9 protein-coding genes and 1 pseudogene are annotated in these 15,069 nt (G+C 40.1%); 5 read left to right on the top strand and 5 right to left on the bottom strand.

The features are described from left to right. Window positions 1-58: 58 nt before the first annotated feature. The 3 genes from RMY31_RS13525 to RMY31_RS13515 all read right to left on the bottom strand — a co-directional run bounded on the left by RMY31_RS13525 (window position 59) and on the right by RMY31_RS13515 (window position 6,789). A complete protein-coding gene (locus RMY31_RS13525; RefSeq protein ID WP_322657223.1) occupies window positions 59-2,509 on the bottom strand; it encodes a CHAT domain-containing protein in 2,451 nt (816 codons plus the stop codon). 58 nt (window positions 2,510-2,567) lie between these two features. Then, a complete protein-coding gene (locus RMY31_RS13520; RefSeq protein WP_409877909.1) occupies window positions 2,568-5,069 on the bottom strand; it encodes a filamentous hemagglutinin N-terminal domain-containing protein in 2,502 nt (833 codons plus the stop codon). A gap of 370 nt (window positions 5,070-5,439) precedes the next feature. Beyond that, the gene (locus tag RMY31_RS13515; protein ID WP_322657225.1) at window positions 5,440-6,789 is read right to left on the bottom strand and encodes a cytochrome P450; all 1,350 of its coding nucleotides are present in this window, start codon (window positions 6,787-6,789) and stop codon (window positions 5,440-5,442) included. 618 nt (window positions 6,790-7,407) lie between these two features. Here RMY31_RS13515 and RMY31_RS13510 point away from each other — a divergent pair. After that, a pseudogene (locus tag RMY31_RS13510) lies at window positions 7,408-8,115 on the top strand (DUF1822 family protein). A gap of 179 nt (window positions 8,116-8,294) precedes the next feature. Here RMY31_RS13510 and RMY31_RS13505 read toward each other — a convergent pair. Further along, window positions 8,295-8,567: a hypothetical protein gene (locus RMY31_RS13505; protein WP_322657226.1), complete on the bottom strand. Its 273-nt coding sequence runs from the start codon at window positions 8,565-8,567 to the stop codon at window positions 8,295-8,297. A 282-nt stretch (window positions 8,568-8,849) separates the two neighbouring features. Here RMY31_RS13505 and RMY31_RS13500 point away from each other — a divergent pair, with 282 nt between their 5' ends. Further along, the gene (locus tag RMY31_RS13500) at window positions 8,850-9,785 is read left to right on the top strand and encodes a hypothetical protein (protein WP_322657227.1); all 936 of its coding nucleotides are present in this window, start codon (window positions 8,850-8,852) and stop codon (window positions 9,783-9,785) included. 136 nt (window positions 9,786-9,921) lie between these two features. On the opposite strand, the gene RMY31_RS13495 is transcribed toward RMY31_RS13500, so the two are convergent. Further along, window positions 9,922-11,439, bottom strand: a complete 1,518-nt coding sequence (locus RMY31_RS13495) for a cryptochrome/photolyase family protein (RefSeq protein ID WP_322657228.1) — start codon at window positions 11,437-11,439, stop codon at window positions 9,922-9,924. A gap of 207 nt (window positions 11,440-11,646) precedes the next feature. Between RMY31_RS13495 and dinB the strand changes: the two genes are divergently transcribed. The 3 genes from dinB (at window position 11,647) to RMY31_RS13480 (ending at window position 14,955) form a co-directional block, all read left to right on the top strand. Continuing rightward, a complete protein-coding gene (gene dinB, locus RMY31_RS13490; RefSeq protein ID WP_322657229.1) occupies window positions 11,647-12,759 on the top strand; it encodes a DNA polymerase IV in 1,113 nt (370 codons plus the stop codon). Between the two features lie 72 nt (window positions 12,760-12,831). Then, window positions 12,832-14,379: an FAD-binding domain-containing protein gene (locus RMY31_RS13485; protein ID WP_322657230.1), complete on the top strand. Its 1,548-nt coding sequence runs from the start codon at window positions 12,832-12,834 to the stop codon at window positions 14,377-14,379. A 279-nt stretch (window positions 14,380-14,658) separates the two neighbouring features. Next, complete coding sequence (locus tag RMY31_RS13480) at window positions 14,659-14,955, top strand: metalloregulator ArsR/SmtB family transcription factor (protein WP_322657231.1); 297 nt, start codon at window positions 14,659-14,661, stop codon at window positions 14,953-14,955. Window positions 14,956-15,069: the final 114 nt, after the last annotated feature.

Genomic DNA, 15,069 nt, shown 5'->3' with positions numbered 1-15,069 from the left:
TGGTGACAACCATAAGTTGATCATTTTGATCAACTTATGGTTGTCAGACCATGAAATTTTACAACCATCCGCCAACCAGAACGAATCCTGCCCAAAAATAAGGATGCTTGTATCGAGAATTGGAGGATAAACTTAACTGCGCTTGACGTAGTGCCTCTGCTTTAGTCAACCTATTTTTCAATCCCTCGTAGAACTTTTGCATGAGTAAAGCGGTGGATTCATCATCTACTAACCACAAGCTAGCGATTATACTCTGTGCGCCTGCTTGTGCTGCCACTCCAGCGATTCCCAAGATTGATCGCTTGTTGCCTTTAGCTGTTCGGCAAGCACTCAGAACTAGTAACTCGATTGCATTTTCATTCTGCTGAACTTTATTTTTTAGTAAACTATCAAATTCTAAGATGTTAATCGCTTTGTCATAAGCTAAAAATACAGTTTTATCAGAGTTAGAACTAAATTGTCCGTGAGTACTGATGTGAACAATTGGAAAATCATTTTTAGTTAGTTCTTTTTGAAACTGTAGACTAGTAAACTTTTCATTTAGTAACACTCTTGATGAAGTAGTTTCTTTTTTAACATCTGCTATTTCTATTGCTACTCCTGGCAATGCTGTCAAACCTTTGGGAGCATTTTCGTCATAAAAGCTGGGACTCTCCTTGCTGAGTCCAGCGATTAATGCTGTTAACTGCTTTTTAGATAAAGATAATGGTGGTTGAACTTTGGAACCTACAGATTCTGCAATACTGTATTGGTTTACTAAATAGTCTTTGCCATCATGGAGCAATCCCATCGGTAAACTTTGAAAAGATGCATCTAAAGCAAACACTAGTGTTCCTGATGAGTCTAAATATGTCTTGAGAGGTGCAATGAGTAAGTTATAAAGTTTTTGAGAATGTGAGATAATATCAATGTCATTACTAGATGAAAATCTCAATGACTGTAAAATATCTAGTAGATTATTGACATAGCTTCTAATTAACTGAGCGTCAACAGAGTTATAGTGAAGAGAACGGTCTGGGGATTGGACAATTACTTCTATACTGCTGCCTAAATCAATAACGTGAACTATTGCAGCGGTGCTAGGCAATTTCTGGAGATTATTTAAAGGTACAAGGTCAAGTTTACCACAGCGAAGGAAGTTCTCTAGTTCTGCTATTTGCAGTTGTTGGTTCGTTTGAATTACTTTTTCTAGGTTTGGGTTGGGAGACAAGAGCAGTAATCGCATATACTCACGATAAACAGGCTCTACTTTCTCATAAAATGAAAACTGTAAATCTACGTTACTTGCTAGAAGATTATCACGAACTTGAGTTAGGTTATTAATTGCAGCACTGTAAGCTTCAAGGGCTTGTTGATATTTGCCCTGCTTTTTGTATAAACCCCCCAATTGCTGCTGCCAATGGTAAGCAATATCCCACGCTTGAATTGATTGGGCTAAAGTCATAGCTTGTTCAAGGTGGGCTTGCTTGCGTGTGGCTTGCTTTTCTAATTTACCCAAAGTGCCGAAACTCTCAGACTGTAAACGTTTGTTATCTGTGCTTTTAGCCGTATGTAAAGCAGATGTTGCATACTGAATAGCTAGTGAATGTAATTGTTCGTTGCTTATTTGGTTCAAACTTTCAGCAAAGTTCAGCTTGGCATAAATAGATTGACTAGCAGGTAATTCAGAGAAGACAGAAGAATTTTTTAGTATTCCCTCTACTGAAGGTTGAATCTGTTGATTAATTTGAGGCTGAATAGTAACTAACTGTCTATTGCCTGAGTTAGATTCGCTTGCCAGCCATTTGGAAAAGTCTAACAGTAAACTCAAACGCTGTAGTTGTGACTGTAGTTTTATTGCTATTGATATGCTTGGAGTATCAATCAGTAACTGGTGATCATTGAGTAATTTGAGTGCTTGTTTTTTAATAAAATTGACAGTTTCTTTTTTGAAAGCTGGTTCTGATATCCAGTAATATCTATCTCGCGCTCTCTCATAAATATATTGTTCGCTAACAACTAATGAAAGCTTTATTCCGCTAGCATCCTTTTCTGGTGTTACCTGATGAACAAGCGATAGTGTTTTTTCTAAGACTACAACAGATTCATTTAGCTTCCCAATTAAGCGCAAAGCATCTCCTAAATTATGTAATGCGAGTAAATTGATAGGAGTTGGAGCTACTTTCTGAATCGCTACTTTCAGTCTCTCTTCGGTAAATTCATCTGGTTGGTTTGAGGAGGGATCGCAAATCCACATATCCATCTTCAAAGCTTCTAAAGTTGTCTTGCAGGCACGCGGGTACAAACCTAAAGCTTGTAAGGCTAGGTTTTGGTTAATTAAGTTACCAGTAACGCCTTCAGCTAAATTGAGTTGGCGATAAATTTTTAACGCTTGTTTCCAAGCCTCATACGCTTCTGTTGCTTGCCCTTGATTGAGTAGCTCGTGTCCTTTTTGAGTCAATATTTGCGCCTTTTGGTGTTGCGTTTGTTTGCTGACAACCTGAGCCAGCATAAAAGACGGTTGACTCATAACGATAAATAAACTGAGACTAATGCTTAGAACTAAGTACTTAAACCAATATTGAAAGCTAGTCATTTTTTACTTCTGAATTAGCTGTAGAACACGAACGAGCAGACAAAGAGTTATTAGCAGTGACTGGATTAGCTTCTGCGGTTAAGACCACATCTCCACTGGAATTCAGCATCCAACCTTGAGCCTCTACAATCTTTGTCGGTTCGTCATTTACTAGTGTTTTAGGTTGTTCTGAATTATCAATAGACTGAGGAATAGAATTTTCCTGCCAACCAAAATTGCTATACACTTGCTTTTTAGGACTAGCTGGCAGCCCCCCAGTGCCAACATTCACAAACTTACTTGCTACTGAGCCAGAACGACCCTGGCATACTGATGCTACCTCTGGAGTTTGTGCGATCGCTTCTGGTTGCACTTTAGTTTGGCTAGGATTTCTATCTTGAAAGTTAATTTCTACTGTGCCGTCAATACCTCGTTCGGAACTCGCTGTAATCCTTGTGTCAGGCGAAATCAACAGTCCTTGTGTATTAATGCGGATATTCCCGCCCTGCCCAAGGAAAGCGTTGGCTGTGATAGCACTTTTGTTGGAAGCAGTCAGGATGTCTGTGTCAATAGTGATGTTGCCACCGATACCAAATCCATTTGGGCTAAGATTATCAGAAAAGTTGCTAGGTATATTTAAAAGACGCAGAGCCTCTTGTAAATTGCTGGCAGTAGCACTAATAGTACTTTCGTCACTTAATAGTACTTGGTTAGCTTTTAAAAAGATGTTTCCTCCATTTCCAGATGCTGTTACAGCACTAATAGAAGAATCATTTGTTAAAAAAACTTTATTTGCACTAATATCCAGCTTCCCTGCTAAACCAGAGCCTAAATTACTTACGGCAATCGAGCTTCTAGAGAGAGATAGTTGTGCAGTTTTTATTTTTATATCACTAGCATCTCCACTTACCTTATAAGATAAACCCAGTATTTTTTGTATTAAGGGAGGAGGAACTACTGCATAAGATGATATTCCAGACAAAAATTCATAAGATACATCGTTTGTGTTTGCAAGCGTTGTAATATTTATAAAATTAGGAGCTTCAATTGTAATACTTCCTGCATTACCACTAGAAAAAGTATAAGAAGCTATAAAGCCGCCGTTTTGTAATCTAATTTCAGGGGAATTAATTTTCAAATTACCGGAATTACCAGAATTATAAGTTCCTACAGCTATTTGACTTGGAGAAAAGAGGATAGGAATAAATCCACTCAGTTCAATACTACGATTCGCATTAATGATCAAATCTCCGCCCGTGCCAGAACTAAAAGTTCCAGATATTACAGTACCTCCATCCAAAGCAGTTAATTGCCCTGTATTAATTGTAATATTTCCACTTTTACCAGTACTAAAAGTATATGTACCAACGCCACTAGCAATATTAGCAGAAATAGGGTTAATCAAAGAAAATCCTTTAATTTCTATAGATTCAGAAGCATTTAAAACTATGTTACTAGCACTTGTTTCTGTAAATGCCTTGCTATTTATAACTGCTCCATCTTCAAAACTCAAAGACTTAGTAGAAACTACAACATCACCTACACTTCCTCCTAAAGTTTCTACTTCAACTCCACTTGGAATCGTTCCATCCGAGGAGATTCCACTTATTTTAAGTAAATTTGAAGCCTTTATATTTACACCGCTTCCGGCTTGATCGCCTTGATTTTGAATCAATACAAGCGATCCTTCAGTAAAAAAAATTTGTTTTCCTACTAATTGAATAGCACTGTTTCCTGAGCCGCTACTATCTACCAATGCTTGTTTAGACATGACAATATCTTGAAAGTTTTGCAATCCTTGATATCCGAACACCCAGCCAGAAGTTGTCGGGTTGATACTAACTGTTCCATCAACAACGCTACCCAGTTCTACCCGTCCTCCCGGTGCTGTCAGATTGCCTCCTTCTAAAGCAATGTTACCCCCTATCAAGGCTAAGGTTTTCCCCGGTAAAACTCGTAAACCCTTGGAGCTAGCACCTGCTCCTGAAACGGGTGAAAATAAGGAAGAAATAGCTAAATTATTTCCCGCACCTCGCACGCGGATCTCACCGGGATTGTTGTTTAACTTCAAGCCTATAGGCGCACTCACAATTAACAGAGGAGTAGTTTGAGGTGCAGTTGCGCTGTACTCTTTTGCATCAGCAAACTTTAAGCTACTCGCTGTGCTAGCCAAGAAAGAACCACCAACGTCTAATCGGGCATTAGAACCAAAAACAATGCCATTGGGGTTAATCAGAAAAAGATTAGCTGCACCGTTAGTGCGAAGTAGTCCGTCGATGTTAGAAACGGACTTACCTGTAATCCGGCTAATAATGTTCTGGATATCTAAAGCATTATTGAAGTAGGCAGTATGACCTGTAGATAAAGAAAACTGTTCAAAACTGTGGAATAGATTATTACCTGCTCTGGTTCCCCCATTAATAATTTGAGTGCTACCTTGAGTTGTGACACTAGAATCGTTAGGCAAGGTAGTATCAGTAACGATTTGAGCAGCAATTGGGTATGATAATGACAATTGATATAAAAAACTAAACTTTAAAATAAAGAAGCTATTTATCCAGTGTTTCATATGAAATCTTGTTTTTTATTAAATAGGATTTATCAAATAGAATTTAGAAGTCATGAGCCAGGATAAGGTCTGAATTCTGTGCGACTGGTGTTAGCGAAGCGGTAGCGAGTCTTCGAGCGTCAGCAGCGCGGTCTTGGGGGTTTCTCCATGAGCAACTGCACCAAGCCGAAGGGTGGATAAATAAACGGGTTTAAAACCCCCTCAAAATTGAAAATTTTGAGGTCTACAATTAGTGGGGGATTCAGACCCGCTACTAATTAATTCTGACTCCTGAATTCTTCAATAGTAAAAAATATACTTTATGCGTATGTACAGTCTAGTTTATTTCATCCCTAATGCTCATTTTTACTCCACCTTTAGGAGCCAATAAAAAACCTCGGCGTGTTGGAGTAACAGGGGCTTTATCCTCCAATTTCAACTTACAGTTTAAGAGAATCGTCGCCAGAATTAATTTCATTTCAAATAAAGCAAATACTTGACCTAGACATTGACGAGAACCTGCTCCAAAAGGCCAAAATTCGTAAGGTGAGTATTTACGATTGATAAACCTTTCTGGTTGAAATTTATCTGCTTGGGGATATAAATCTTCTCGACGGTGAGTTAGGTAAATAGAAGGTGTTACAAATGTCCCAGAAGCAACGTGATATCCCCTTAAATTAACAGAGCGCACAGTGACTCTAGGAAAAGTGAACAGAACTACAGGGTAAATACGCAAAGTTTCTTGACAAACTGCTGTCAGATAAGGAAGTTGAGCAACTTTAAGTGGGTCGGGAGTATTTAAACCATGTAATTCATCCAATAGTTTCTGATAGACTTGTGGTTGTTGATGAATCCAGTACAAAGCCCAAGCGAGCGCAGTAGCAGTAGTTTCGTGACCAGCATTAAGTAAAGTTAAGAGGTTATCTCTTAGTTCGGCATCACTCATACTCTCGCCATTTTCATATTTTGCTTCTATTAACAAACTTAAAATATCAAAACGACTCGATTGCACTTGCTGGCGACGCTCTAATATTTGGGTCATAAGATTTTCATCAATCTGCTGTCTCTTCCTAAGATATCTTCCCCAAGGACTCCAAGCACCTAAATCCTTTCGTAAAGACGGAAGCAATAAAGCACTGGCGATGAGTGGTGAACTATTCAACGAGAGCCAAGTTGTCATTAAATTTTTCAGTTTCTCAAATCTGGATTCCTGCTCAATACCAAAGACTATTTTTAAGATAATCGTCATGGTAATGTCTTCACTTAGATGACGAGCAATAAAGGTCTGACCTACTTTGAGGTGTTGTATCGCTTGTTGGGTAATATCACAAATTTGCTGCCCATAAATGAGCATCTGTTCCCCATGAAAGGGAGGCATGATTAGCTTTCGCTGACGCTGATGACGTTCTCCATCCTGTACAATTAATGAGTTTTCTCCGAGTTGAGGTTTGAAGAGTTCATTGGCAGCCCCTGGAGCATCAAGAATTTTATTTGTAGGATTGAATAACTCTTGAAGATCCAGGGGGTGAGTAACAACTAAAGTTTCTAGATCACCAAATGGATTAGTAAAAAAAATATCTCCATAATCCTTGGCAGAACGCTCCAAAAACTCCAATGGATTTAGGATCGATTCGATTTGTTGGATAAATCTAGGAGTTTTAATTTTATCAATTTGTCTAATTTTCATACTGTATTACTGCCCACAAGAATCGAAATGATGCCAATAAGATGGCTAAACAAATTGCCTCAGTCTGGAGTAAAGAGAAATATAAAACCTAAGAATGGTAGCACGAGAATTATTTTTCAAAATGAACATTTATAAATCTTGACACCTTACAAAAAACTTTGCAAGTGAAAATATTGGTTTTAAGCTTGATTTTAAGACAAATAATTACTTATGGTTCTCGTTCGAGATTAAAAACAAGATTACATCCACCAAAATAAGTATAAAAATAAAACTTATTATTTGTAAAATTAATAATCATATTATAAAATTATAACATCTAATTAAGTAGAAATATTTTGGGATTAAAATTTTCAAATACATGTGAATATGTATAATAATTTTCAGATCGTAATTTAAACAGTTTCAAGAAGTAGAGCTAAGGGTCAGAAAGTAAATCAATTAACAATTTTATAGAAATTAATTGTTGCGGAGTTTGTATGCATAAGAAAATAAGCAGTCTCATGTGCAGGGGCAGAGAATGCCAGTAGCTTCTCGGTAGAAACTTAATAAAAGCAGCTACGTCGGCTGTTTTTTTCTGAAGGCTACGCCTAGTTTTGGAACATTTACTGAAGATATCCAATGGATTTGCAATTAGAAATATCCCCATCTCAACAAAACACAGCTTGGCAACAAAAGCAGTATTTATCGATACTAAATATTCGGTTTGGTGCTTATATAAATCGACTGGCTCTGTTATCTGTCCTACCTTGGTTAGAATCAGCATGGAGAATTACAGCTACACCAGCATCAAGCTTTTAGGAAGTAGTAAATGGCACAGCTATTACTGTTGAACAAGCCCGACTGGTACTGATTCCTAGTCAAGCTATCGATACTAGTGAAATTCACGTTCCCCAAGAATGGGTAGATATTCCTAGTTGGGCGGCTGATTATTATTTGGCAGTCCAAGTGAATACTGAAGATGGTTTAGTAAGAGTTTGGGGATACACAACTCATTTGCAACTCAAACAACAAGGTAATTATAACCAACGCAATCGCACATACTCTTTGGACGCACAACAGCTAACTCGAGATATCAATTTGCTGTGGGTAACTCGTCAATTCTGTCCTGATGCACCAACTCAAAGTGAAATTCAACCTCTACCAGTTCTGTCAAGAGAACAAGCGAATGAATTGCTCAAGAAACTAACACAAAAATATCTGTTTTTCCCTGGACGTACAGTTCCCTTTAGCTTATGGGGAGCATTGTTAGAACAAGACGAGTACAGACAATGCTTGCTGGAGTGGCAGCAATTTTCACAATTTGAAGTTACACCTTCTCTGGGCTAGTACAGCACGGCGTAAATAAACCACCCATTCCGAATCAATGAAACGCCTACGCTGTATTCCTGCTTGAATTTTGAATGCGCGAATTCCGCCCTGCGGTACTAGTCCTATATACTTTGTTTGGGCCCAACACTGTCCGCTCGCCAGCCACAGATTTATCTATAGCGATTGCTTCTGGGCTATCAATCACAAAATTCATCAACCCGTAACTCGCGCCAGATATCGGACGGTTGCCACCCGGAGTTACTAGCAGACTGAAGTATGGGATAGTCTTGCACCGGAGCGTAGCGAGTAAGATATTCTGTGGCTTGGCTTTGTGGCTCAATCAGGGGCTGTTGCTCAATGGCAGGTTCATTAATAGAGGCAGTATCAACTTGAGAAAGTTCCTCTTGTGTTGGCTGCGATGTCACAGACTTCTTGAGAATCAGTAGCTCAGATTTTTTGATAGGTTTCATGTTTATCCAAATGTCAAAAGCTTTAGGCAAAAAACAGATGCAACTTGAAATTGAGTAAACGCCTCATTTATAGTGTGTGATTTAGGTAAGATTGAACAAGTAGTGAAAACAAGATAATTTGTTCGGTCTGTAAATAAAGCAATTGACGACAAATGCAAAGATAGAAGAAGCTAATAAAAACCCCAACCTCAATCAAAGGGTGGGGAATAACTAAAATAAGATTACTACCATGATCATACAACTAAATAGCTGTTCAACCACCTTCTATGGAGAGGTGGCAGAATGAACAAATCCGCCTCTAGACGCAAAAAGGCTACTTCTGCTGCATCTAGCGATCCAAAGCCAGCACTTGAGCCTGAAAAGGAAAACCCAGCTTCAGTAACAATTGAGGTGACAGCTGTCGAAATTCCAGAGGAGTTGTCAGAGTCAGAGCAGCGCGACCGCCTGCATTTGGAGCGAAAAGTAGAACATGCTTTTTACGAAGCGGGGAAGGCACTCATGGAGTTGCGCGATCGCCGTCTTTACCGTTCGACGCACAAAACATTCGAGGAATACTGCCGCGATCGCTTTGGCTTTACTCGCATGGCAGCGGCTCTGAAAATAGCATCAGTGAAAGTCATTGATAATTTGTCAACCAATGGTTTACAGGCGGCAAAAATGTCAACCAATGGTTTACAAATTTTGCCAACGAATGAACGGCAAGTGCGCCCAATGACAAATCTAGAACCCCAGCAACAACGAGAAGTTTGGCAGCAAGCAGTGAATAAAGCTGGTGGTAAGATTCCTTCTGGTCGTATAGTCCAAGATATTGTAGATAAAATACGTGAGCGAACCAAAATCCCGAATCCTTACCAAGTCGGGGAAATCTGCATTCTTTTGCCCAAAGATAACCCAGACTTGAGGGGCAAAGGCGGTTGCTGGGGAGTGGTTAGTCACGTAGGAGATTACAGTTGTACTGTGCAGTGCTGGGATGAGGACTACACAATTAAAATCGAACACCTGAAATCTTTAGAACTTTTGGATGATGACTGCAAGTTTATGCAACAGTTATGTATGCGCTTGAGGCAATTGCATACTGTGGGCAGCCGCGATGAGGCTGTGGATTGGCTGTTGCAGGGATTGGGAAAGCAAGCCAAACCGTATCTGTCATCGTTGCAGGCGAAGCTGCTGGCGGCTGTTGAACGGGAGTATAAACTCAGCTGGAAGCAGCAGAGGTGATGCAATCATGTAATAAATTAAGGCGTTGTATGTTCCGCGATCGCTTCAATGAAATAAAAACGCAGCTTCAGCTCAATAACTGCTGGTAACGTTAAGCAATTTATCTGCATTGATTTTAACGTTGACAAGTGGCTGCTTAGATAGTATGCCAATTATCAGCCAAAGAATGGATTTTTTGAAGTTCCAATGGAGGAATTTGCTGCAAGTTACGCAAGATTTGAGTCATGCGTGGCTGGTTTTTGAGCTTGTCATAATGACGAGCTAGGAAGTCCCAATAAAAAAAGTTGAAAGGACAAGCATTATCTGTACTGCGCTCACGATGGTTATAAGCACAATTTTTGCAGTAGTCACTCATGTTGTTGATGTAGTTAGCAGAAGCAGCATAAGGTTTAGATGCAATCATTCCACCATCAGCAAACTGACCCATACCAATAACATTAGTTTGCATGACCCAATCGTAGCCATCGATAAAGGCGGCATGAAACCAATCTTTGAGTTCTTGGGGTGAAATGCCAGCAATCAAAGCAAAGTTGTTCAATACCATCAACCGTTGAATATGGTGGGCATAACCGATTTGTTTGACCTGAGTTAGAATTTGGTGCAGACAATTCATCTGTGTATCGCCAGTCCAATAAAAAGCAGGCAAAGGATGAGTATGGTTAAACCAGTTACTTGATGGATATTCATCATCTAGGTAAACATAAACACCGTGCATATACTCTCGCCAACCAAGTACCTGACGGATAAAGCCTTCAATGCTGTTTAGCTCCCAGTTACTGTTGTTGTCTAAATATGCTTGTTCTACTGCTTGAACAACTTCCAATGGATGAAGCAATCCCAGGTTGAGATAAGGGGAAAGCATCGCGTGCCACATAGTCTGCTCTCCTGTGACCATTGCGTCCTGATAAGGGCCAAAGGCAGACAATCGAGTTTGGACAAAAAACCTTAGTACTTGTTGTGCTGAGGAGCGCGTTACTCCCCAACGAAATGGCTCAAGGAGCCAGTAACTTTGACTTTCTTTGAATGTCTCAGATTGCTTGACGAAGTTAATAACATCTTGTGTAATTGAGTCAGGTTCAAACCATAAGGCTTCTGGTAAGGTCAGTTTGACTTTGGGTGGTTTGCGATTCTCCCGGTCAAAATTCCATCGTCCGCCAACAGGTTGATTCCCCTGCATGAGAATGTTGAACCGCTGTCGCCCTTGGCGGTAAAAATCCTCCATGATTAAGCGTTTGCGCCCCGCCGCCCATTGTTTGAACTCTTCATCGCTCCAGATAAAACGGTTACTGGGTGTGAAAGTGACTTGAATTGTCAGATTTAGCTTTTGAATCAACTCAGCAAAAGGACGATCCGTTGGAGTCATCACGCGCAGTTCAGTAATTTGATACCGCTCAATCCACTCTTTTAAAGGTGTGTTGAATTCTAATGCTTGAGTGTATGTAACTGGCCAATCTTTGGAACGAAGTTCATCAGCAAAGTGACGCATTGCTGACCAGACTAGTACCAGTTTTTGCAAATGATAAGGAAGTTGCCCTGCATGAGCAAGAGATTCAATAAAAATCACAGGAGTCTGTTGGCGTTGTTGCACACAACTAAGTAATGCTGACTGCCCATCCCAAAGTTGATCTCCAAGAACCCAAACACCAATGGTCATGCTTTTACTCCCTCTCCTACCATGTGTGAGCAACGTGACGGCAAAACGCTGTTAAATTAAGCTTAACGCTGTTGTTACGAAGCTGTTACAAAGACTCTTTCAATAAAAAAGCAGGTAAAATCGGTAAATTAGTGCTAATGTACTATAAAAAATCAATTTTCAATTATCTTGCCCAAACATGAATTTTTCGGAAGATTAATCGCATCAATGTGTGATGCCTCAACAAATAAGCAGATAAGAAAGATAATTCACCTTGATATGGATGCCTTTTACGCATCAGTAGAACAGCGGGACAATCCGCAATACCGAAGCAAACCATTAGTAGTTGGTGGCAGTCCAAATCAAAGGGGTGTGGTAGCAGCAGCCAGCTATGAGGCAAGGAAATTCGGCATCCACTCAGCCATGCCATCAGTGGTGGCGCTCGCCAAATGTCCGGGATTAATCTTTGTTAGACCGAGATTTGATGTTTACCGAGAAGTTTCTGCTCAAATCCACTCCATATTCAGACGCTACACCGATTTTGTCGAAGGGGTAGCCTTGGATGAAGCATACTTAGATGTGACTGAAAATAAGCAAAATATAACTTACGCTTCCACCATTGCCAGACACATTAAAGCAGGAATACTACAAGAAACCAACCTGACGGCGACGGCAGGCATATCAATTAATAAGTTTCTTGCAAAGATGGCATCAGGACAGAACAAGCCCAATGGACTAACAGTGATTCTACCCCAGTCAGCTGAAGCTTTCGTGGAAGGTTTGGCGATTGAAAAGTTTCATGGAATTGGGGAAGTAACAGCAGCAAAAATGCACTCTCTGGGTATTTACACTGGTGCTGATTTGAAGGGGCGATTGCTCAAAGAATTAACCCACCATTTTGGGAAGGTGGGGCATCATTACTATAAGATAGCCAGAGCAGAGGATGACCGAATAGTTGAGCCTAACAGAGTTCGCAAGTCGATTGGTGCAGAAACGTCATTTGCTGTGGATCTGAGCGATCGCGCGGCTTTGCTACATGAACTCGAACAGATTGTCCAAATTGTCCAGCAACGACTAGAGCAGCACCAGACAAAGGGGCGCACGTTAACGCTGAAAATTAAGTTCTCTGACTACCAGCAAATCACGCGCAGTAAGACGATACTCGACTACACCCGTGAGTTTGATGCCATATTCACCACAGCCACAGAATTGTTTGAGGCGGTTGAGCTTGAAAATCGTAGTATCAGGTTGTTAGGAATTGCATTGTCCAACCTGGAGAATGCGAAACAAACACAAGTTATTCAACTGCCACTGTTTGAATATGTGGTCAATGAGTTGTAACCATCTGATTGCTAGGTAGAAAAACATCACAGCCATTTGGTACAAATGTATTGTAGGCTGAGAAGTTGAGTTATGCACCTTGTGTGGTTCCGTCGAGATTTGCGGCTAACTGATAACGAGATTGTGACGTTGGCAACTGCTGATGGTGCAGCAGTTTTACCATTGTTTATTATTGACCCTTGGTTTTATACTTGGGCTGATGTGGGAACCGCCAGAGTCAGGTTTTTATTTGAGTCTTTAGAAAACCTGGACTCGAACCTGCGGAAGTTAGGAAGTCGATTGTACTTATTTGAAGGCAATTCCACAGATATTTTACAAGAGTTGACTAGACAATTAATGCACTCTGGGTATAAACCTAAGCTTTGGTTTAACAGAGATGTACAGGTAGAGTATGGTATCAGTCGAGACAAGCATGTAATCGATTTCTATAAAGAATTAAAACTTGATTACCATGTTGGATTAAACAATTTTCTCCAGTTGAAAGAAAAGCGTCATGAGTGGTTTGAGCAATATTATAGTTACCAAAGACAACCTCAATATCAAAAACCTCAAACTTTTAACACACCTCAATTAACTCTTCAATTACCACAGCTAACGTTTGAAGAACTTCAACAGAAATATTATAGTTTTTGGGCAGTAGATAAAGTTTATTTCCTAGGGGGAGAAACGCAAGCAATCTCGACACTAGACTCATTTTTGAAGAGTAGATATCAAGGATATCACTGGAAGTTATCGCGTCCAATGTTGGCACAGCTTGGTGCAACATCACATTTATCACCTTACCTGACTTTCGGAACTATTTCTGTTCGTAGTGTCTATCAAAGCACTAAAGCCAGGGCAGAAGAATTAAAAAGTCAACCGAAAGCAGAATTTTCTCTCAAAGCATTTCGTGACCGTTTGCGCTGGCATGATAGTTTTACACAGCGCCTTTATTTTTACCCAGAAATAGCTTACAAAAACCGTTACCCAGAATTTGATAGTTTGTATATACCAGAAGCATTATCGCCTGCAAAACAAGAATTATACCAAGCTTGGCAAGAAGGGATGACAGGTTTCCCTCTAGTTGATGCTAGTATGCGGCAACTAAAAACAATGGGTTGGATGAATTTTCGCATGAGGGCGATGTGTGCCACATTTTTGACTATTAACTGTGGGATTTCATGGCATCACGGAGCTAAACATTATATGAACTATTTAGTAGACGGCGATTTAGCAATTGATAATTGGCAATGGCAAATGCAAGCAGGTGTAACCAATCCCCTGAGCGATACTTTTAGAATATATAATCCGAACAAAAATATTTCAGAGAAAGATTCAGATGGAAGTTTTATCTATCACTGGATACCGTCACTACAGGGGTATAGCTTACCAGAAATTATCACTGAAAAATACATTAATAATAGTTCTTACCCTCAACCGATTTTAGACTGGTCAAAGACACGTAAAGTGAATGGAAAAATTGTTTCTGATTTACGTAAAAAAACTAAACAGCGATTGCTAACCCAAGGTGGAGATGAGTACGAAGGTGCTATGGCTGCGAAAGAAACTGTAGATAAGTACTGGCAGCATAAAGATAAGGAATATCAGGAATATCAACAAAAACTTACCCAGACAGAATAAGAGCGATGGCTACGCCAACCCCTAGCGGGGAACGCGTTACTCCACTCTTGATTGGGTACAATTCTGAAGTAGCTCCAGAGTTATTAATAGGAAAAATCTTTGCCCCTTACTTTTTTCTTGCCTGTCAAAAAGACTTTGGCAGACTACTAGCGCTACGTGCTACATGCTTTGGGAGAATGTAATAGCCCAAAGGGGAAGGGGCAGGCCCAGGATACTTGACACGGAACTAATTGGGGTTTATCATTCAACCATATGGTTGAATCAGGTATTGCTCTTGATATGATTTTTGGTGCTCTCGCTGATGCGACACGGCGAGACATTCTTAAGCGTGTATCGAAAGGAAAATACACCATCAGTGAATTAGCCCAATCCTATGCCATGTCTTTGGCAGCGGTAGCCAAACATGTCAGTGTGCTTGAGAAAGCAGGACTCGTTAGCAAGTGTCGAAGTGGCAAGGAGAAAGTTATTCACATTGAAGCAAAGACTATCAAAGTAGCCGCAGCGCATCTAAGTGAGTATGAAAAACTATGGGGTGCCCGCTTCGATGCCTTGGAAAAACTACTAGAAGAAAATTGACAACTAGGAGCATAACTATATGGCTCATCTAAAAGTAACAATCCCAGAAAATTCACAAAATATCTTGGGTATCGTCACAATCAATGCTTCATTAGAAAAGGTGTTCGAGGCGTA

Source organism: Dendronalium sp. ChiSLP03b, from assembly GCF_034531165.2.
In the GTDB taxonomy this organism is placed as follows: Bacteria; Cyanobacteriota; Cyanobacteriia; order Cyanobacteriales; family Nostocaceae; genus Dendronalium; species Dendronalium minutum.
The sequence above is the reverse complement of the archived record's forward strand: the minus strand, read 5'-3'. Positions and strand labels throughout refer to the sequence as shown.